The sequence below is a fragment of the Algisphaera agarilytica genome (assembly GCF_014207595.1).
Classification (GTDB): Bacteria; Planctomycetota; Phycisphaerae; order Phycisphaerales; family Phycisphaeraceae; genus Algisphaera; species Algisphaera agarilytica.
The window spans coordinates 2,197,005-2,215,321 of the sequence record NZ_JACHGY010000001.1; the positions used below are offsets into that span (position 1 = coordinate 2,197,005).

The window sequence follows — 18,317 nt, forward strand, 5'->3', positions numbered from 1 at the left end:
ACCCGCGGTGCCAAAGCTCGGGCGCAAGCCGTTGCGCCGCTCGCGCCATACCCACTTACGCCGACTGAGCGACTTCCGCCTCGGCGTCCGCCGGTTGCTCCACGGCCTGCCCCAACAGCCCTTCGGTCCGGCCAAGCTTCCACGTGTAGTCCATCGCCGCGACCCGCGTCGCCAACTCGAACCGCACATGCTCCGACTGGCCAAACTCTTCAAACAACCCGAACTCCGCCACGTCCACCGATACCGGGGTCTCGGCCCACGCCGCTTCGTCCCGCTGGACCTCGGCGATACGCAGCCGCCGTCGGCCCTCTCTCCCGGTGACCGCCAAGGCGTAGGGCTGATACTTCAAAAACTCCTGCGCATCCTGCAGCGTCGGGAAGCAAGAACCCATCTCCAGCCGGGGCGGACGACCATCCAGGCGAAGCGTCGCGTCGGCCCGACCGTCGGCGGTACGAACCCCGAGCGTGTAGGTGTCTGGCTCCGCCGCCAGCGCCATCTCCGCCGCGTGGAACTTGAAGTCGGTCGTCCAGTTGCCCACCGCCCCGAGCACGCGTGCATCCGCATCGCTCCGGACGAAGTACAAACCTTTACGCACGTCCGCCCGGTCGGTCATCGCCTGCACCAAAAGCCGATACGCCACGTGGTGGTAGGTCACGCCGAGCGCCGCCGGCGCATCCACCGCCCCCGGAAACGCCGGCCGCATCCCTTCGACCCGGCAGGCGACGATATTCCAAAACGCCCAAGGCCCACGCGTCACGAGCTCCAGGCCCTCGGGGATCAACCCCGCCACCGTCTCGGCGGGCGTGCGGTAAGAAAGCAGCACACAGTCGGTCAGTCGGCCGGTCATGGTGAGGTTCATATCATTTCTCCGAGCAAATAAGTGATCGCGAGGATGGCGATCAATGATCCGTTCATTAATCCCCACCAGTGCATCGCCGCCTGCCGTGGGGTTTGGTCGACGCTGGGCGCGAGTCCGATGTACACCTTGCCCATGACAAGGTCGGCCAGCACAAGCCCGCCAAGCGCCGGCAGGCCGCCGAACCAACTGCACAGCGCCCAGACAGGCAGCCACGCGGTCAAGGCCAGGCTTCCCGTGGTCATCGTCCACAGCGCACGGTCGCACCGGGCCTGCCGCATCTCCGCGGGGCTGTTGCAGCACGTGCCGAGCAGGAACACGACCCAGAGCAAGCCGGCGGAACCCATCAGCATCGCCGCATAAACTCCCAAGTCTTCGCAGAGCGCCATTGCGTAAAACACGGTGATGGCGATCGAAAGCACAATCCCCGCGCCGCGGAGGTGATTCGCTTCGGGGTGCCAGGCTTGGTACGTGGAGTGTGTCATGCCGCCACCTCCTCGGCGTGGGGATGCGTGGAGAAGCCGTGCGTATCGCGAATGCGTTTGGGGCCGCCCAGCCAGACGCCATGGACGCCGGGGCTGTAGTGAGCGGCGATGGGTTGGGCGGTGTCGTGCCACGGGCCGGTGCATTGCGCAAGGCGGTCGTCGATGAGGTCGAGGTCATCGATGCGCTGCTGCGGCCAGGGCTCGTGCCAGATATCGAATCGCCTGCGCACCCGGCCGCGTTCGGTGAAGGCGGTGTAGCGCTCCAGCACAAACTCGTCGAGCGTGTCGCGCTCGGCCGGGGCGAAGTCATCGAGCGGCGGACCGTCGTACCGGTAGTGCAGCGGGGCGGTCTCGTCGTGGGGCTCGACACGGCCGTGCAGTTCGCCGGTTTCGTGATGGTGTTGGTAATCGAGTGCGCCGTGGCGGTAGGGCAGGCCGTACATCGGCGGCCCCAGCAGGATCGCCAGGCGATTGGGCAGCCACTCCGCCAGGAAATAGATTCCCGTGTCGCGACCGACACGGACGTAGGTGCGTACGTTCAGGAAGCCGTGCTCAGAGACCGGCCGCATCAGCGTTTGAAACACCGCGGGCAGCGCCTGTGGACGCAGCTTGCGGAGCGTGAACGCCACCAGGCTGACATACGCCTTGCCCTCGTGCAGATCCAAAGGGAAGGGGATCTGCGGCTGAAGCTCATCGGGATCGACTTCGTAGTGGATCATCAGGGTTCGGTCCCAATCGCTCAACATGAGTGGCGTTTCTCGGCGTTGTTTCCACTTCGCCAACGAACGATCGCTGAGAACAGTTCGGCGTGGCGTGGCGGTTTGAGGTCGTTCAGCGGCGAGCGGGGGCATGACAAACATCCGGAAAAAAGTGGGGTAGTGAGGAACGTGGAGTTAACCAGTCAGCCCGAGGACCTTGCGGACCTTTGAGCCCATCTTCACAAACTTGATCACGGCACCCGTCGGCAGGGCGCGGATCTGGGTGTACCACTGGGCCAGGTCGTCGATTAGGCCGTGCAGTTCACGCAGCCGACGGCGGGTGTGGTCGGACTCGCTTTCGGCGGCCTCGGCTTCTTCGACACACTCGCGGAGGATCGCCAGCGTCGGGTCGATCTCACGCTTCTTCCGCTCGTCGAGAATGATCTGGAACATCTCCCAGACATCCGCAGTGGTGATGAAGTGGTCGCGGCGCTCGCCGAGGACCGGGGCGGTGTGGACGATGCCCCAGCCCTGGAGTTCTTTGAGGCTGGTGGAGATGTTGCTGCGGGCCACGCCGAGCGTCTCGACCAGGTCGTCGGCGTTGAGCGGCCGGTCGGCGAGGTAGAGCAGGGCGTGGACCTGGGCGACGGTGCGGTTGACGCCCCAGCGGGTGCCCATCTCGCCCCAGTGGAGGATGAATTTCTGTTGGACGGCGGAGAGTTTCATGACGATCGGTCCATTCGGTTGTTTCTGTCTGTACAGAAATTATCGTCAAAAACAAAGGCCAGTCAATAGCGCATCGAAAAAATTTCGACCAGGGAGGGCCGAGAATTGCGCAAGCGTATGCTTTGGCTTTGTTTATGATTGAAAAAACGAATGGCCGTTAGGAGTCCGCGTGGCTCTTCACCGCGACCGCCTGCTGGGCGTTGCGGAACAGGCCCAAGCCGATGAGTCCCATGCCCACCAGGGCGAGCGGGTTGCCCCACAGCGCTCCGAACTTCGGATGGATGGCGGTTGCGGTGATCGCGGTGAGCAGCGTGGTCGCCGCGGTCAACTGAATCATGTGTTTCATGGTTTGCCTCGTGACTGACCATCGTCCGAAGCGTCGCGTGGGCTGAGCGTTGATTTTGGAATCGCCGCGAAAAAGTGGGGCGGGTGGTAAGCCGAGCCGGATCGCCGGGCGGGGCGCGTTGTAACGATTGGCTCGTCTCCGCGGGTTAAGCCCGTTGCACCCGCTGGGTGGTTTCGAGCCCGCCGCGCTAAGACGGTCGCGTGGTGCTTATTCAGGATCGTTGCTTGGCGGAGCGAGGTTGTTGTCCACTAGCGGGAAGTGCTGCTGCCGATACTCGGTCCAGGCCACATCGAAATCAGGCGTGAGGCCAAACTCGGGGAAGGCGTACATCGCGCCCAACGCGTTGCGATTGGCCAGCGGGATCTCGATATCCAGGCTCTCGCCGTTGCGTTGCACGGTGAGCGTCAGGGTGTCGCCGGCTTGGTAAAGCCCCATCAGGTCTTCAAAACGCTGGTTCTGGTTGGCTGCACCCAAGAGCTGCCCGTCCAGCGCGACCACACGGTCCAGCGGGTGGAGTCGGCCGGACGCGGGGAACCCTTCCAGCACCCGCGTCACCAAGGCAAACGTGTTCGTCGTCCGGTTGCGCTGAGCCTTGGGGTCGGCGTCGATCGGCGGGGGTTCGATCTGCATCGACTGCACCACGCCGATGGAACCCGGACCCTCGGCGGGAAACGTGTCGAGCCGCATCTGGCGGAGGAAGTGATGCCGGGCCACGGCCAGCAGACGCTGCCGCACCTCGGGCTGCTCGGCCTGAGCGTACCACCCGACAAGCTGTTCGGTGCTCAGCGTTTCGTCGAGATACAGCGCATCGCTCGCCTCCTGCCGGATCTCGAAATCTTCGGCGGCCAGGTCAACGAGCGGGTTGTGCTCGGGCTGCGCGACGGCCGGGCCGCCCACGGACAGCAACACGACCGACACAACGGCTAAACACGCTAGGGCTTTCATGCGACGAGACTCCCGACGGGTGGAGGCTAGTTTTCGATCGAAGCGATCAGGTTGTCCGCGTTGGACTGGAGCCAGCGCACCTTGCGTTCGACCATCGGCAGGAACTTGCCCCCGGACATCCGGCCGAACATCCCGGTCGCCGCGATCGGGATCACACTCTCGGCGATCAGCGCCTCGATCATCAGGTACGGCATCACTTTCAGCTCCGCCCGACTCAGGACCGCGTCCGGCACCGAATCGTAGCCGCGGATGAACCGCTTGAACCGCGACTCGTCCAGATAGTCCGGCCAGTCGGTCGGGTTGTCGCCGCCGCCGATGATGGAGAACTGCAAGGCGCCGTTGGCCACGTCGATGATGCGTTGCTGCAGCCGGGCCGCGTCGTAGTCGATCACCGCGACCACCCGGGGCCCGCGGAACAGCATGTTCCCGGGGTGCCAGTCCGAGTGGGCGATCTGCAGCGGCCACTTGTCGAGCCCGGCGTCTTTGACGCGCTTGGCCGCGGCCTGGTACGACTCGTGGAGGAACTGAACCACCCGGCCGATTTCTTTCCGATCCAGCTCCGGCTCGGTCTTCATCAGCGTGGTCGGGATCGCGTTGCTGGACGACGCGACCGAACGCGACGCGTGGTACGAGCCGCGGGGCGCATCGAATTTGGGTTTGTGGTCGGCCAGCAGCTTGTGGAACAGCGCGACGGTTCGCCCGGCCTCGGTGGTGGCTTCGAGGGACTGGTCGTAGCTGTTGCCCTGGATGAACTCGAACAGCTCGTAGGTCGAGCCGTTCCACTTGAGCATCGAGTTGTTGTCCTGCCGGGTCCCGATGAGGTGGGGCAGGGGGAACTGCCGATTGGCCAGGTGCATCTGCAGGCCGTGGCAGAACGCGACTTTGTACGGGTCGTCACGTCCGCGGGCACGGCGCTTGAGCAGGTAAAAGTTTTCGGGGGTGCCCACGATCATCTTCGGGGCCTTGCGCGAGCCGCGTGGGAATTCCTTGAGCTCGGACAGCACGCCCAGGTCGTAGTGGGACAGCACCACCGCGAGTTCGTCGGCGGCGAAGGTTTGTCGGCCACCCGCGCCCGAGCCGAAGCTGGAGACGCCCGTGGCGGACATGCCCGCGGCGGATATCCCGGAACGCCGTTTGACCGCCTCCGTCGCGACATCCGCGGCGGCGGGGTTGGTCATCGTGGCAGGGCGTGGGGCGGAAGGCATGGGCACGTCGATCACAAAACAAAGCGGGCGGTGATACATGATACGCCGAATCCAGGATTATTCGACGTTCTGGACCTGCTCTTTGATTCGGTCGATGCGGCTCTTGATCTCCACCACGGCCCGGCTGATCGGGGTGTCGTTGCTCTTGCTGCCGATGGTGTTGGCCTCGCGGAGCATCTCCTGGGCGATGAAGTCCATCGTTCGGCCGGCGGGCTCGTCGCCCTTGCCCGGCGAGCCGGTCTGGATGATCTCGGTGAACTGATCGAGGTGGCCGTTCATTCGCGACAGCTCTTCGCTGATGTCGGCCCGGTCGGCAAAGACCGCAACCTCGCGGAGGAGGTCATTTTCGTCGACCTTCAGCTTGGCCTTGGCCATGAGTTCGTCGACCCGGGCGGTGAGGCGTTGGTGGTATTCCTGTACCACGGCCGGGGCGCGGTCGGCCACGATCTTGATCTGCCCACGGATATGCTCGACCTGGCCAATCAGGTCGTCGGCGAGGGCTTTGCCTTCGGTGGTACGCATCTCCAGCAATCGATCGAGCGCATCGCTCAGCAGCTGCGGCAACACCTGCTTGGCTTTGGCCAAGAGGGCGTCGTCGTCGGTCTGGGGCTGCAACACACCCGGCAGGGCGAGTAGCTGGGTCAGGTCGATCTGCACCGACTCGTCCTGGACTTTCTCGCGGACCGTCTCGAGGTGATCGAGGTAGGTCATGAGCGCCTGGTCGTTGATGGAAGATGTCGCCGCCGCATCGGAAACCTTGACCTTCACGGCCAGCGAGAAGCTGCCGCGGCTCACGCGCTTGCGGAGCGCGCTTTCGAGCAGGGCTTCCATCCCGGCGATCTCGTCGGGCAGCCGGGTGGCGGCTTTGAAGTAGCGGTTGTTGAGGCTGCGCAACTCGAGGCTGAACTGCACGCCGTCGTGTTCCGCCGAGGCACTGCCATAGCCGGTCATGGATCGGATCAAGCGGGGGCTCCGGTCAGAGAGTGAAGGAATCAAGGCGGCCGATCACTCGGCGGGGGCTTCCGTGGGGGCGTCTTCGGTCACGCTTTCGACGGCGTCTTCGGCAAGCTCTTGGGCTTGTTCGGCGGTCTCGGCCACCTCATCGGCGGCTTCTTCGGCCGTTTCGGTGGCGTCTTCAATGAGGTCGGACGCTTCGCCGGCCATGCCGGTCTCGGTTTCAGCGGGAGCGCTGACCTGCGCGTCTTCCTTGGCCTGGTTCTCGGTGGGGTTGATCTTCCAGGTCAGCGCCATGGCCAACCCGAGGAAGAGCAGGAAGCAGACGACGGTGACGATGGTCAGGACGTCGCCGACCTTCGCGCCCACGAACGAGGATTCGCCGCCGCCCGCTCCGCCGAAGGCGCCGCTGAGGCCGCCGCCCTTGGGCTTCTGGATCAGGATGATCATCATCATGAACAGGCAGATGAAGACGAAGGCGATCGCCAGAACGATAACGCTCCAGGAGATCTCGGCGAGCAGGGGGGTGAGGTGTTGCATGGGTTGAAAAGTTTGGTTCGGTTTACTGGGCGGCGGTGATGATGCCGTTGAAGTCTTCTACTTTGAGCGACGCGCCGCCGATGAGGCCGCCGTCGATGTCGGGTTGGGCGAGGAGCTCGCCGGCATTGGCGGGCTTCATGGAGCCGCCGTACTGGATGCGGGTGGTGGCGTACACGTCGGTGCCGGGGTAGATGCCCGAGAGGCATCCGCGGATAGCGGCGTGGGCGGCCTGGGCGTCTTCGGGCGACGCGGTCTTGCCGGTGCCGATGGCCCAGACGGGTTCGTAGGCGATGGTGACCTTGCTCATCTGCTCGGCCGACACGCCCGCCAGGCCGTAGCACATCTGGGCGTAGTTGATGAAGTCGGTTTGGCCGGCTTCACGCTGCTCGAGCTTTTCGCCGATGGCCAGGACCACCTCGAAGCCGGCTTCGAGCGCAGCGAGGACTTTTTCGTTGATCAATACATCGGTCTCGCCGATGACGTGGCGGCGTTCGGAGTGGCCGACCAGCACGGTGGCGACGCCGACGTCCTTGAGCATCGACAGCGACACTTCGCCGGTGTAGGCGCCGTTGGCTTGGTGATAAAAGTCCTGGGCACCGACTTTGATCTGGCTGCCCGCGTCGCAGAACACACCCGCGACCATGGCCAGGTAGGGGAAGGCGGGGAACACGGTCACGTCGACCGCGTCGGTTTTGACCGCCTCAGCCAGGCCCACTGCGAGTGCCTTGGCGTCGCCGGTGTGCAGGTTCATCTTCCAGTTGCCACCAATGGTCGGTTTGCGGTCGGACACGGGGGTACTCCAAAATGGCGTCGCGGGACAGCGATCGGGCTCAAGGCCCATTCAGCGGGCCCCAGCGGACCGAAGAGTATAACGAATCACCCGCCCCGCAGCGCTGCGACCCGACGGGGGCATCGGTCCCATCTGTGGGGCCTGCTCAAACGGGCCCGCCACACGGGAGGCTTTACGAGAAATGTCGGTTGGGCGGGGGTTATTCCGCCAGGACGCGGTCGCCCGCGGGGGGCGGAGGCGATTGGAAGCCGTGGATCGGGGAGGGGGTGCTCTGGGGGGCCTCGCTGGGCGGGTTGGAGCCGGGGTGTTCCAGAATGCGGGCTTTGGCGGCCTCGGCCAGGATTTCCTTGGCCCCTTGGTTCAGGAGGTCGGTGGTGACCTGCTTGACCACGCGACGCAGCTCCGAGGTCTTGCATTTCTCGTCGGCTTCGAGGGTCGTTTGGCCGTCGGCCGAACACAGCCGGACGCGGAGGCGGAACCAGTGCGAATCGGCGTTGCGCTTGGCCTGGGTCTTGGCGGGGTCGATCGGCTGAGCCAGCACCGCGATCGGCGAGTAGCAGTCGGCCCCGAGCAGGCGGACGACTTCGCGCTCGTGGGTCACGGCGGTCGACGTCGACGCCGCGTTCAGCGGGAGGCAGCGTGTCAGCGTGACGTGGTCGGTCGCCCGGCAGCGGATGCCCAGCGCGCCCTGGCAAGCCGAGGGCAGCATCTCTTCGATCGACAACGGGCGATCCGCGTGCTCACCCAGCCCGAGACGTTTGAGCCCGGCAGCGGCCAACACCGCCGCGTCGAAGTGCGGCCCGTCATCGGACAAGACTTTATTAAGACGCGTGTCCACGTTGCCCCGCAGCAGCCGGATATCCAGGTCGGGGCGGACTCGGCGGATCTGTGCGGCGCGGCGTGGGCTGCTCGTGCCGACGATCCCGCCCTGGGGCAGGTCGGTCAGGCTGCCGTAGCGCTTGGCGCTGACCAGGCAGTCTTGAACCGTGTGACGTTTGGGGGTGGCGGCGAGCGAAAGGCCCGACAACGCCTCGGCCGGATCGACCGGCAGGTCCTTGAGGCTGTGCACCGCGAGGTCGGCCTTCTCATCGAGAACGGCCTGATCGACACGCCGGGTGAACAAGCCCTTCCCGCCGGCCTCGGCCAACGAGCCCTTGGTGATCTGATCGCCTTCGCTTTCGACCCAGTGGAAGCCCACCTCGACCGGGTGGAGCTTGCGCAGCGCTTTGGCCACCAACTCCGCCTGCACACGAGCCAGTCGGCTGGTACGCGAAGCAATCACAATCGGGCGTCGGCTACGTCTCAACCGGTAAGGCCCCTTCCACCAGGGTTTGAATTCAGAGAACAACTCAGAAAAGACAGGACTTTTCTAAAACACCATCTCGCCGCTTAGTCATTCAAAGCAACCCAATCAATATAGCGAACCCTAGCGGCTTTGTGGTGGGGCTTTTACGCTAATTTTCTCCTGCCGCTCTTCTTATGGTCTGGTATAAACAGTCTTAATAGTAAGTCCATGAACCAAGCCAACGAACCCCATCCCACAAGCTCAGCCGCGCTGCCCTGGCGTTGGCCGTTGCATTGGCAGGTCCTCCTGGGGCTGGTGATCGGGGCGTTGGTCGGCCTGACCATCGGGTCGTGGGCGATCGACCAACTCCCCACCGACACCCCCGCCGAGCAACGCGGGGCGCTGGCGGGCAAGGCCGCGACCGCGAGCATCGCCTACCTCGTCTTCGATCTCATCGGCGACCTGTTCATCCAGGGCCTCAAGCTCATCATCGTCCCGCTGGTCACCAGCTCGATCATCCTCGCGATCGTCGGCATCGGTCGCGGCGCGGGCCTCGGCCGACTCGGCGGCAAGACGCTGCTCTACTACGGCTGCACCTCGCTGATTGCCATCCTCATCGGGCTCACCCTCATTAACTTCGTCAGCCCCGGCGTCAGCGACGGCCAGGGCATCCTCGTCGGACAAGACCTCTCGGCCTTCGAAGACGCCCAGGAAAAGGTCGAGGACAAAACCGGCGGCAAATCCGCGACCGACTTCCTCGACGTCTTCCGCACCATGGTCCCGCCCAACCTGGTCAAGGCCGCGTCGGACGGGTCGCTGCTCGGGCTCATCGTCGTGTCCCTGTTCGTGGGCTACTTCCTCGCCCGACTCGACACCGACAGTCAACCCGTCCTCGTGAAGTTCACCCAGGGCGTCTACGACATCACGCTCAAGATCACCGACGTCGTGCTCAAGCTCGCGCCCATCGGCGTCATGGGCCTGCTCGCCGCGACCGTCGGCGAACAGTACGCCAAGCTCCGCCCCGACGGCCGATTCGAAGCCTTCCTCACCGGCATCCTGCAATTCGCCGGCGTCGCACTTGCCGCGCTGCTGCTCCACCTGCTCGTGGTCATGCCGCTGATCCTGATGCTCGTCGCCCGGGTAAACCCATTGCGACACTACAAAGCCATGGCCCCGGCGCTCATCACCGCGTTCAGCACCGCGAGTTCCTCCGCCACGCTGCCGCTGACCATGGATTGCGTGGAGAAACGGGCCGGCGTGTCCCGCAAGACCACCAGCTTCGTCCTGCCGCTCGGCGCCACCGTCAACATGGACGGCACCGCGCTCTACGAATGCGTCGCCGCGATCTTCATCTGCCAGGCCTTCGGCATCGAGCTCTCCTTTGCCCAGCAGTTCATGATCGTGATCACCGCGCTGCTGACGAGCATCGGCGTCGCCGGCGTGCCCTCCGCTTCGTTGGTCGCGATCGTGGTCATCCTTACTGCGGTCGAAAAACAACTCCAGCCCGGCTTGCTGCCCGAGGGCGCGTCCCTCGTCGCTGGCATGGGCCTGCTCTTCGTCTTCGATCGTCCGCTGGACATGTGCCGCACGGCCGTGAACATCTTCAGCGACAGCGTCGGAGCCGTAGTGCTCGCCAAGACCGAGGGTGAGACAGACATCTTGCGGCCTGCCTAACTCAAAAGGCGATCGAGATCGCTCGGATGAATCGGATTTTGTCGGATTCAAGACCAACGGGGTTCTCTTCGTCTTGATCCGATCCCATCCGATTCATCCGAGCTGAAATACAGCCCAGCCGACGCTCACACCGGCAGGTGATCCAACGGGAACGGCGGATTACTCAGCGGTTTCAACACCAACTGCAACAACGCCAACTCGCGGTCGTCGCCCGCGATGCGGTTGACCTTGATCACGCCGCAGCCGGTGCAGCGGTGGATGATGGACCACTCGCCGTCGTCTTTGGTCTCGATGCCGATGGGCTGCATCTTCGCCCCGCAGGCGCTGCGTCGATCACCCGGCGACTCGTCGACGTGACGGGACCAGAGGCAATACGGGCAGTGGTTGCGGTGCCGGGTACCGTACGAACGGGCGTCGACGTACTGGCCGCAATGGATACAGGTGAAGCTGTCGGCCTCGTGCCGACGGGAACGTTTGGAAGCCATATAAAAACTCACGCTTGTGGAGCGGGAACAAATCAAAACAAAAGCAAGCGGAGGGCAACCCGACGCCGAGAAGGGCGTGCAGCGATCAAGTGCGATGAGCTACACGAGAGGAGCCGGGTTGTTAAGAAGCAGTGGCCATACAAGTCCCCATCAGTGGGTGATGCCCAAAGCATAACGCGGCATCACCCCACGACCAAGAAGAAAAAGCTGGGTACTTAATCCGTAAAGGTTTTCAAAGAGCGGGTATCAGACTCCCCGCCGCACCTCGATCCCCGTCCGTCTCCGGTTGCGGGGCACGCTATGGCACGCGTGGTGCGGTGGGTGGGAGGTTGTTTGCCGCAGATTTCACAGATTTCGCGGATTCAAGGTAAGCAGCATCCACAGATAAGCACGATCAACATGATGAAAGCCAATTGATCAATCATGCTTGTCGTGCCCTATCTTTGGATTCATCGCTTTAATCAATCTGCGTCATCTGCGTAATCTGCGGCAAAACAACACCCGAATCCAAACCCACGACCGCCTTCCCGTCACGGCTCCGACCTTGAGAGATCCCGGCAAGGTGGTATCTCAAGCATCGCCACGTCCGCTCGGGCCATCAGCCCGGAGTCCTCGGGTATGGGTGGGCTTGGCGCCTTGCCTGTGCAACCTTCACACCTGGAATGCCACCGAGGTCCGACACTGGGGGCTGCGACGAAAGGGGTGTCGCACCGAAAGGTCGTTCGGATGATCAGCACGCTTGCAACTTCAGCAACGGCAACAGATGAAATTCTTTGAACCCACAGCTGTTTTCTTTGAATCCATGCGACATCTTGTGCGCATGATTCGGTCGTAGGTCAGGTCTTCGACCTGACGCGGAGCAGAGGTGGAGGGTGTCGGGTCGAAGACCTGACCTACGTGTGGAGGGTCAGTTATCTAGCCGGTCGATCGACATCCCGCCGTCGTCGTGCATGGCGAAGGCGAGGTCGCCTTCGGACTTCACTTCGCCGTGGCGTTCGATGGAGCGGCGGCGGTTGATCTTGGGGGCGCCGTGGAGTTCGCAGCGAGCCGTTCGGCCGGGCAGGCCTTTCATGATGGTTTCGGCACTGGCGAGCAGCATGTCGTCCGGGCTGACGCGTAGGCCGTTGAGGCGGAGTTCGACGACGGTGCCTTCCTGGTGCAATTCAAGCACGACCTCGGCGGCGCTGCCGTTGGCGCGCATCGCGCCCTGGCGGAAGACCTCGCGGAGCTTGTTGAGCTGTTGTTTGGACTCGCCGTTGAGGTCACAGTCGGGGGTGTCTTCGATCACGACCTTCACCGTGCGGGTGAGCTTGAGGTGGGCCTGGTCGATGGGGATGACCTTGTCGACGATGATGTTGGGTTCTTCGCGCCTTCGGTCGACCTTGCCCTGCAGGAACACCACGGCGTCCATCTCCAAGGCGTTGCTGCAGGTCGCATAGGTGTCGGCGAAACACACCGCGTCGATCTTGTTGGACTTGCTGTCTTCGAGGGTGAGCATCGCCATCTTGCTGCCGGCGGATCGACCGTTCTTCACCATGGTCGGGCGGACGCGGCTGAGCATGCCGCCGACGATGATTTCTTGTTGGGCGGGCAGGCCGTAGATATCGGGGATGGAGGTTTGGCTGAACCGCTCGAGTTGCTCGGCGTATTCCTGCAGCGGGTGGCTCGAAACATAAAGCCCCATGACTTCCTTCTCGAAGTCGAGGCATTCCTTCTTGGTCCACTCCGGGCACTCGGCCAGGGTCTTCACCGGCTGGGTTTTTTCTTCTTCCTTGCGCTGCGCATCCACGTCGCCGAAGAGGAAGCTGCCGCTGGAGCGGAGCTCGGCTTCTTGTGCGCCTGACTTCATGGCTTCTTCGATCGAGGCGACCATGGCCGAGCGTTTCTCGATGCCGTGCAGGGCGTCGAACGCGCCGCATTTGATGAGCGCTTCGACGGAGGAGCGGTTGATGACTTTGCTCGACACGCGTTCGCAGAAGTCGTAGAGCGAGGTGAACGGGCCGTTGGCGCGGCGTTCGTCGATCATCGACTGGATGGCTTTGACGCCCAGGCCTTTGACGGCGCTGAGCCCGAAGCGGATGTGGCCGTGGTTGGGGTCGCGTTTTTCGCCGGGGGCGTAGACGACGGTAAAGGCGACGTCGGACAGGTTGATGTCAGGCGGCTTGACCTCGACGCCGCGCTGGCCGTTGGGCAGCAGGACCTTCTTGCATTCGTCGATGTACTCGACGACTTTCTCGGTGTTCACCGATTCGTAGGTGAGCACCGCGGCCATGTACTGGATGGGGAAGTAGGTCTTGAGGTAGGCCGTCTGGTAGGCGACGATCGCGTAGCCGGTGGAGTGTGACTTGTTGAAGCCGTAGCCGGCGAACTTGAGGATCAGGTCGAACAGGTCGCCGGCCTGCTTCTCGCTGACGCCCTTGTCGCCCGCGCCCTTGATGAAGTCGGCGCGGGCGGCGTTGATGACCTTTTCCTTTTTCTTCGAGATCGCCTTAATGATCGAATACGCTTGGCGGAGCGGGATGCTGCCGAGCTCGTTGAGCACGAGCATGACCTGCTCCTGGTAGACCATGATGCCGTAGGTCTCTTCGGTGAGGCGGTCGACGATCTCGTGGACCTTGGGCACGGCTTCGGTGCCGTGCTTGCGGTGGTTGTAGTTGGGGATGAGCTCCATCGGGCCGGGGCGGTAGAGCGCGTTGGCAGCGATGAGGTCGGTGAGGCGGTCGGGCTTCATCGACATGAGCAGGCCGCGCATGCCGCCGGATTCGAACTGGAACACGCCGGCCGTTTCGCCGCGGGCGAAGAGCTCGAGGACGCGGGCGTCGTCGTACTCCAGGCGTTCGAGGTCGAGCGGGTCGTCGGGGCTTTCGGGGTCGGCCCCGACCGACTCGAGGATCATCTCTTCGCTGAGCGACTGCTTCACGAGCAGCTTGCCGCGCTCGATGATCGAGAGGGTGCGCAGGCCCAGGAAGTCCATCTTGAGGAGGCCGACTTTTTCGCAGGTCGGGCCGTCCCACTGGGTGACGATGGTGTCTTCGCCGCCCGAGCCCTTGCTGCCGGGGGCTTTGTAGAGCGGGACGATGTTGTCGAGGGGCTGGGTGGCGACGATGACGCCCGCGGCGTGGACGCCGGCGTGGCGGGCGAGGCCTTCGAGGCGCTGGGCGGTCTGGTAGACGTCGTTGATCTGCGGCTGGTCTTCGCAGAGCTTGCGCAGGTCGGGCTCTTGTTCGAGGGCGCTGTCTAGGGTGGTCTTCAGGCCGTCGCCGATGAGCTTGCAGACCTTGTCGACGTCGCCGAGCGGGAGGTCCATCACCCGGCCGACGTCGCGGATGGCGGCGCGGGCTTTGAGGGTTCCGAAGGTGATGATCTGGGCGACGTGGCCGTATTTGTCGCGGACGAACTTGATCAGGTCGCCCCGGCCGTCCTGGCACATGTCGATATCGATATCGGGGTATTCGGTGCGGTCCGGGTCGGTGAAGCGTTCGAACAGCAGGCCGTATTCGACCGGGCAGGCGTTGGACAGGCCCAGGCAGAACCCGGTCATGGTGCCGACGCCGGAGCCACGGGCGAGCACGGGGATGTCGCGGGCACGGGCTTCGTTGGTGAAGTCCCAGACGATCATGAAGTACGCCGAGATGAGCTTGTCCTTGAGGACCTTGAGCTCACGCTCCATCCGGGCGCGGTGTTCTTCCTGCAGCGGGTCGGCGTTCCAGTCTTCCGGCGCACCGTAACGCCAGATCGCGCCGGCCTCGGTGAGCAGACGCAGCGCCCCGTCGCACTGCTCTTTCAGGTCGTCTTCCGAGTCGGTGTCGTTCTCGCTGTCGAACGGCTCGACGCGGATCGTCTCGCAGAACTTCTTGTACCACGCGGTCGAGCCGGCGGGGTGTTCGCAGGTCTTGCTGAACCGCTCGATGACTTTCAGAGCGCCCTTGCTCTCGGTGGGTAGCGTGGGCAGGTCGGTCTCGATGCGGACAACCGGCGCGTGGTTCGCATCAAAGTCGATCTCGACCTCGCAGCGGTCGGCGATCTTGCGGGTGTTGTGGATCGCCTCGGGGTGCTTCTCGCCGAAGTGGTCCCACATCTCGTCGGCCGACTTGACGTAGAGGTCTTTGGGGTAGTGCAGCCGGCTGGGGTCGGACTTGATCTTGCCCATCGAGATGCAGCACAACGAGTCGTGGGCGTCCCAGTCGTCGGCGGTCATGAAGTGCGCATCGTTGTCACACACCAAGGGCAGGCCGAGCTCTTCCGCAAGGCGGGCGATGTGCGGGTTGAGGTCGCGCTGCAGCTGTTCTTCGTGGTGCTGCATCTCCAGGAAGAAACGCGGCTCGCCCTTGTCGTTGGGCTTGAAGATGGATTGGTGCCACTTGGCTTCCGCGACCGCGTTCTTCCAGTGCGACGGGTCGTTGGTCTGGTGGAACTGCTTGAGGTGGTAGGCGAGCGACGAGCCGAGGTGGCCGTTGATCGCGATGAGGCCATCGGACCAATCGGTCAGGGTCGACTTGTCCATCCGCGGCTTGAAGTAGAAGCCGTTGAGGTAGGCGTCGGATGAGAGCTTGAGCAGGTTCTGCCAGCCCTGTTGGTTTTCCGCGAGGAGTACGAGGTGGAACCCGCCGTCGGACACGCCGGTGAACTCGCGGTTGGTCCGGTCGCTGGGCTTGCCGTTGACGTCCGGGGCGACGTACGCCTCGATGCCGAGGATGGGCTTGATGCCTTCCTTCTTGGCGAGGTTGTAGAACTCCACGGCGTTGTGCAGGTTGCCGTGGTCGGTCACGGCGACGGCGTCCATGCCCAGCTCCTTCACACGCTTCACCAAGCGGTCCAGCCGGTTCGCGCCGTCGAGCAGCGAGTACTGGCTGTGCAGGTGCAGGTGAACGAAGGAATTGGGGCTGGGGGCTTTGGCCATCCGTGGCGGCTTTCGCGGGGTTGGAGGAGGCGGAGGTGTCGGGCGGACACACAGGAGTCAACCACCGAGGTCGTAACGAGATTTTAGCAAGCTTCGTGGTATGAAATAGGGGGTTAAGAACCCTAAGTTTTTCAGGGTTTGGAGGCCAAGTAATGTGGAAAAAGTGTCGGCTGTTGGCGCAAGAAAAAACCCGCTCGATATGAGCGGGCTTAGTGGGTTCGTTGGCGTGACGGGGAGTAAGACTTACTCGCCGTTTTCCTTGGCCCAGAACGCGTCGGCCTTCTGGGTGAACTCGGCTTCGTCCTTGCTATTCCAGAGCTCCAGGGCGTTGGCTTCGTCGTTCTGGAGGAAGAGGAAGACGCGGCCGTCGACGATTTTGTAGAGGGTCGGGTCGACGGGGAAGTATTGGTCGACGGCCATGCCGAAGGCGCACCAGCCGCCGTAAGCGGGAGCGTACTTCTCGGGGTCGCCGTTGAAGGTGCTCAGTTCCTCGGCGTTGGCGAAGAAGTAGGTCACGCCCTCGTGCTCCGCGGAGAACTCGGGCGAACCGAAATGGGGGCCGTCTTCAGAGAAGTACGACACGGGCGAGTAACCCTGCAGGCCCAAGGCAGTGGTCAGGGGCTTGGCACCGTGGTCATGGTCATGTCCGTCGCCGGCGAAGGCGGTGGGCAGGGCAAAAACGGTCAGGGCGAGAGCGGCGGCGGCGATGGTTAGGTGGAACTTCACGTTTGATCTCCTCGATCGGGGGCCGGGTCGGGGGTTAATCGCCCGGTAGACTGGGGGGCTAGGTCAGGCCGACGTCGGCCTGCGATGATTGGACAACTGGTATACCGATCTGTCTATTTCGTGGTTTCGATTTTTTTTGCCCCGCCGATCTCGCTTATGTCGTTTGTCGCCGCCCAGCACGTTCTCCGGGAAGTCTTTCAGCACGATTTGTTTCGCGGCATGCAGGGGCCGGTGATCCAGCGCATCACCGAACACCCCGCGGGGCAGGGCCACGCCTTGGTGCTGGCTCCGACCGGCGGAGGCAAGTCGCTGTGCTACCAGGTCCCGGCCTTGGCTCTGGCGTCCCGGGACGACCGCCCGGGGATCACGTTGGTGATCTCGCCGTTGATCGCGCTCATGAAAGACCAAGTCGATGCGCTGCGTGCCAAGGGGGTGGACGCGACCTACATCAACTCGTCGCTGAGCCGGGGCGAACGTGAGAAGTGTTACGCCGGGCTGGCTGCGGGGCAGTTCAAGCTTGTCTACGTCACCCCCGAGCGGTTCCGCAAACCCGAGTTCCGCGAGGCGTTGGAGAAGGTCGGCGTGTCACTGCTTGCGGTGGACGAAGCGCACTGCGTCAGCGAGTGGGGCCACGACTTCCGCCCCGACTACACCCGCATCGACGCGTTCCGCGAGCTGCTGGGCAACCCCACCACGGTCGCGCTGACCGCCACCGCCACGCCGGACGTGCAGCGTGACATCATCGCCCAGCTCGGCCTAACGCCCGGTGACGCGCCGGATCAAGTCCAGACCTTCCACGAAGGCATCGATCGGCCGAACCTCACGCTCGAAGTCGAAGAAGTTTGGGACGACGATGGCAAGCTCGAACACATCACCCAAGCCGCTCGCGGCTTAGCGCCACCGTCCGACGAAAACCCGCAAACCCCCAAACGGCTGACCGGCAGCGGCATCGTCTACTTCACCCTGATCAAAACCCTCCGCGACTTCAGTGAACGGCTGCGCGCCCAGCGCATCCCCCACCTCAACTACCACGGCGACCTCGACGCCCGGCAACGCCGCGACGTGCAAGACGCGTTTATGAACAACCAGTGCCCGTTGGTGCTTGCGACCAACGCCTTCGGCATGGGCATCGACAAAGCCGACATCCGCTTTGTGGTGCACGCCGATCTTCCCGGCTCACTCGAAGCGTATTACCAGGAGATCGGCCGGGCGGGCCGTGACGGCAAGCCTTCCATGTGTCGGCTGCTCTACGACCAGCGCGACCTCGCCACGCAGATGGAATTCATGCGCTGGGCCAACCCCGATGCGGAGTTCTACCAGCGGGTGTTCGCACTGCTCGAACACGAAACCGACCGTATCCACGCCGAGGGTTTGGATTGGATGCGTACCGAGCTCCACGCCAAGCAGGGCAGGCACGACCGCCGACTCGACACCGCGCTGGCGATGCTCGAACGCTACGGCACCCTCGCCCCCGACTCGAACTGGCGCGAGGACGACCACCCTGAGCTACGCCTCGTCGGAGACCTGGCTCCTGAATTGCTCGACGAAGAACGCCTGGCTCAGAAACTGCAACGCGACCAGATGAAGCTGTTGGCGTTGGTGAAATACGCCAACCACGACGGCGACCGCAAGGCGTTCCTGAACGAATACTTCGGGATTGAAAAAACCCCCGAAGCGTGACACGCTTCGAGGGCCAGGGGTT

Annotated in this window: 16 protein-coding genes; 2 read left to right on the forward strand and 14 right to left on the reverse strand. The window is 63.6% G+C overall.

Annotation, left to right across the window (positions count from 1 at the left end; translation table 11 throughout):
- Nucleotides 1-55: 55 nt before the first annotated feature.
- The 11 genes from HNQ40_RS09415 to hemC all read right to left on the reverse strand — a co-directional run bounded on the left by HNQ40_RS09415 (nucleotide 56) and on the right by hemC (nucleotide 8,851).
- The gene (locus HNQ40_RS09415) at nucleotides 56-859 is read right to left on the reverse strand and encodes a DUF2071 domain-containing protein (RefSeq protein ID WP_184677587.1); all 804 of its coding nucleotides are present in this window, start codon (nucleotides 857-859) and stop codon (nucleotides 56-58) included.
- Nucleotides 856-1,341 carry a hypothetical protein gene (locus tag HNQ40_RS09420; protein WP_184677588.1) on the reverse strand — a complete coding sequence of 162 codons (486 nt, stop codon included), beginning with the start codon at nucleotides 1,339-1,341 and terminating at the stop codon, nucleotides 856-858. The genes HNQ40_RS09415 and HNQ40_RS09420 overlap by 4 nt, the downstream gene beginning before the upstream one ends.
- Nucleotides 1,338-2,201, reverse strand: coding sequence for a DUF2071 domain-containing protein (locus HNQ40_RS09425; protein WP_390675125.1), 864 nt, complete (start codon nucleotides 2,199-2,201; stop codon nucleotides 1,338-1,340). Before HNQ40_RS09425 ends, HNQ40_RS09420 begins: the two co-directional genes overlap by 4 nt.
- Nucleotides 2,202-2,234: 33 nt before the next feature.
- Nucleotides 2,235-2,765, reverse strand: a complete 531-nt coding sequence (locus tag HNQ40_RS09430; RefSeq protein ID WP_184677590.1) for a GbsR/MarR family transcriptional regulator — start codon at nucleotides 2,763-2,765, stop codon at nucleotides 2,235-2,237.
- 157 nt (nucleotides 2,766-2,922) lie between these two features.
- Entirely contained in the window at nucleotides 2,923-3,102 is a 180-nt protein-coding gene (locus tag HNQ40_RS09435; RefSeq protein ID WP_221435457.1) for a hypothetical protein, read from the reverse strand.
- 216 nt (nucleotides 3,103-3,318) lie between these two features.
- Nucleotides 3,319-4,056 carry a PDZ domain-containing protein gene (locus tag HNQ40_RS09440; protein ID WP_184677592.1) on the reverse strand — a complete coding sequence of 246 codons (738 nt, stop codon included), beginning with the start codon at nucleotides 4,054-4,056 and terminating at the stop codon, nucleotides 3,319-3,321.
- A gap of 26 nt (nucleotides 4,057-4,082) precedes the next feature.
- Nucleotides 4,083-5,300, reverse strand: a complete 1,218-nt coding sequence (locus HNQ40_RS09445; protein ID WP_184677593.1) for a phosphotransferase — start codon at nucleotides 5,298-5,300, stop codon at nucleotides 4,083-4,085.
- 18 nt (nucleotides 5,301-5,318) lie between these two features.
- Nucleotides 5,319-6,224: a YicC/YloC family endoribonuclease gene (locus tag HNQ40_RS09450; protein WP_184677594.1), complete on the reverse strand. Its 906-nt coding sequence runs from the start codon at nucleotides 6,222-6,224 to the stop codon at nucleotides 5,319-5,321.
- A gap of 42 nt (nucleotides 6,225-6,266) precedes the next feature.
- The gene (gene secG, locus HNQ40_RS09455) at nucleotides 6,267-6,755 is read right to left on the reverse strand and encodes a preprotein translocase subunit SecG (protein WP_184677595.1); all 489 of its coding nucleotides are present in this window, start codon (nucleotides 6,753-6,755) and stop codon (nucleotides 6,267-6,269) included.
- A 22-nt stretch (nucleotides 6,756-6,777) separates the two neighbouring features.
- A complete protein-coding gene (tpiA, locus tag HNQ40_RS09460) occupies nucleotides 6,778-7,545 on the reverse strand; it encodes a triose-phosphate isomerase (RefSeq protein WP_315852770.1) in 768 nt (255 codons plus the stop codon).
- A gap of 199 nt (nucleotides 7,546-7,744) precedes the next feature.
- On the reverse strand, nucleotides 7,745-8,851 hold the full coding sequence (gene hemC, locus HNQ40_RS09465) for a hydroxymethylbilane synthase (protein WP_184677597.1): 1,107 nt from the start codon (nucleotides 8,849-8,851) through the stop codon (nucleotides 7,745-7,747).
- Nucleotides 8,852-9,058: 207 nt separating this feature from the next.
- Between hemC and HNQ40_RS09470 the strand changes: the two genes are divergently transcribed.
- Nucleotides 9,059-10,504 (forward strand): dicarboxylate/amino acid:cation symporter, encoded by a 1,446-nt coding sequence (locus HNQ40_RS09470; RefSeq protein ID WP_184677598.1) that lies wholly within the window; start codon nucleotides 9,059-9,061, stop codon nucleotides 10,502-10,504.
- 125 nt (nucleotides 10,505-10,629) lie between these two features.
- On the opposite strand, the gene HNQ40_RS09475 is transcribed toward HNQ40_RS09470, so the two are convergent.
- The 3 genes from HNQ40_RS09475 to HNQ40_RS09485 all read right to left on the reverse strand — a co-directional run bounded on the left by HNQ40_RS09475 (nucleotide 10,630) and on the right by HNQ40_RS09485 (nucleotide 16,615).
- Complete coding sequence (locus HNQ40_RS09475; protein ID WP_184677599.1) at nucleotides 10,630-10,989, reverse strand: RNHCP domain-containing protein; 360 nt, start codon at nucleotides 10,987-10,989, stop codon at nucleotides 10,630-10,632.
- 907 nt (nucleotides 10,990-11,896) lie between these two features.
- A complete protein-coding gene (gene dnaE, locus HNQ40_RS09480; protein ID WP_184677600.1) occupies nucleotides 11,897-15,889 on the reverse strand; it encodes a DNA polymerase III subunit alpha in 3,993 nt (1,330 codons plus the stop codon).
- A gap of 243 nt (nucleotides 15,890-16,132) precedes the next feature.
- Nucleotides 16,133-16,615 (reverse strand): YHS domain-containing (seleno)protein, encoded by a 483-nt coding sequence (locus HNQ40_RS09485; protein ID WP_184677601.1) that lies wholly within the window; start codon nucleotides 16,613-16,615, stop codon nucleotides 16,133-16,135.
- 156 nt (nucleotides 16,616-16,771) lie between these two features.
- Here HNQ40_RS09485 and HNQ40_RS09490 point away from each other — a divergent pair, with 156 nt between their 5' ends.
- A complete protein-coding gene (locus HNQ40_RS09490; RefSeq protein ID WP_184677602.1) occupies nucleotides 16,772-18,295 on the forward strand; it encodes a RecQ family ATP-dependent DNA helicase in 1,524 nt (507 codons plus the stop codon).
- Nucleotides 18,296-18,317 lie beyond the last annotated feature (22 nt).

What these genes read in the sequence shown, in the direction of transcription:
- HNQ40_RS09415 (WP_184677587.1), bottom strand. Translation starts at nt 859, where the DNA reads ATGAACCTCACCATGACCGGCCGACTGACCGACTGTGTGCTGCTTTCT.
- HNQ40_RS09420 (WP_184677588.1), bottom strand. Translation starts at nt 1,341, where the DNA reads ATGACACACTCCACGTACCAAGCCTGGCACCCCGAAGCGAATCACCTC.
- HNQ40_RS09425 (WP_390675125.1), bottom strand. Translation starts at nt 2,201, where the DNA reads ATGTTTGTCATGCCCCCGCTCGCCGCTGAACGACCTCAAACCGCCACG.
- HNQ40_RS09430 (WP_184677590.1), bottom strand. Translation starts at nt 2,765, where the DNA reads ATGAAACTCTCCGCCGTCCAACAGAAATTCATCCTCCACTGGGGCGAG.
- HNQ40_RS09435 (WP_221435457.1), bottom strand. Translation starts at nt 3,102, where the DNA reads ATGATTCAGTTGACCGCGGCGACCACGCTGCTCACCGCGATCACCGCA.
- HNQ40_RS09440 (WP_184677592.1), bottom strand. Translation starts at nt 4,056, where the DNA reads ATGAAAGCCCTAGCGTGTTTAGCCGTTGTGTCGGTCGTGTTGCTGTCC.
- HNQ40_RS09445 (WP_184677593.1), bottom strand. Translation starts at nt 5,300, where the DNA reads ATGTATCACCGCCCGCTTTGTTTTGTGATCGACGTGCCCATGCCTTCC.
- secG (WP_184677595.1), bottom strand. Translation starts at nt 6,755, where the DNA reads ATGCAACACCTCACCCCCCTGCTCGCCGAGATCTCCTGGAGCGTTATC.
- HNQ40_RS09470 (WP_184677598.1), top strand. Translation starts at nt 9,059, where the DNA reads ATGAACCAAGCCAACGAACCCCATCCCACAAGCTCAGCCGCGCTGCCC.
- HNQ40_RS09475 (WP_184677599.1), bottom strand. Translation starts at nt 10,989, where the DNA reads ATGGCTTCCAAACGTTCCCGTCGGCACGAGGCCGACAGCTTCACCTGT.
- dnaE (WP_184677600.1), bottom strand. Translation starts at nt 15,889, where the DNA reads ATGGCCAAAGCCCCCAGCCCCAATTCCTTCGTTCACCTGCACCTGCAC.
- HNQ40_RS09490 (WP_184677602.1), top strand. Translation starts at nt 16,772, where the DNA reads ATGTCGTTTGTCGCCGCCCAGCACGTTCTCCGGGAAGTCTTTCAGCAC.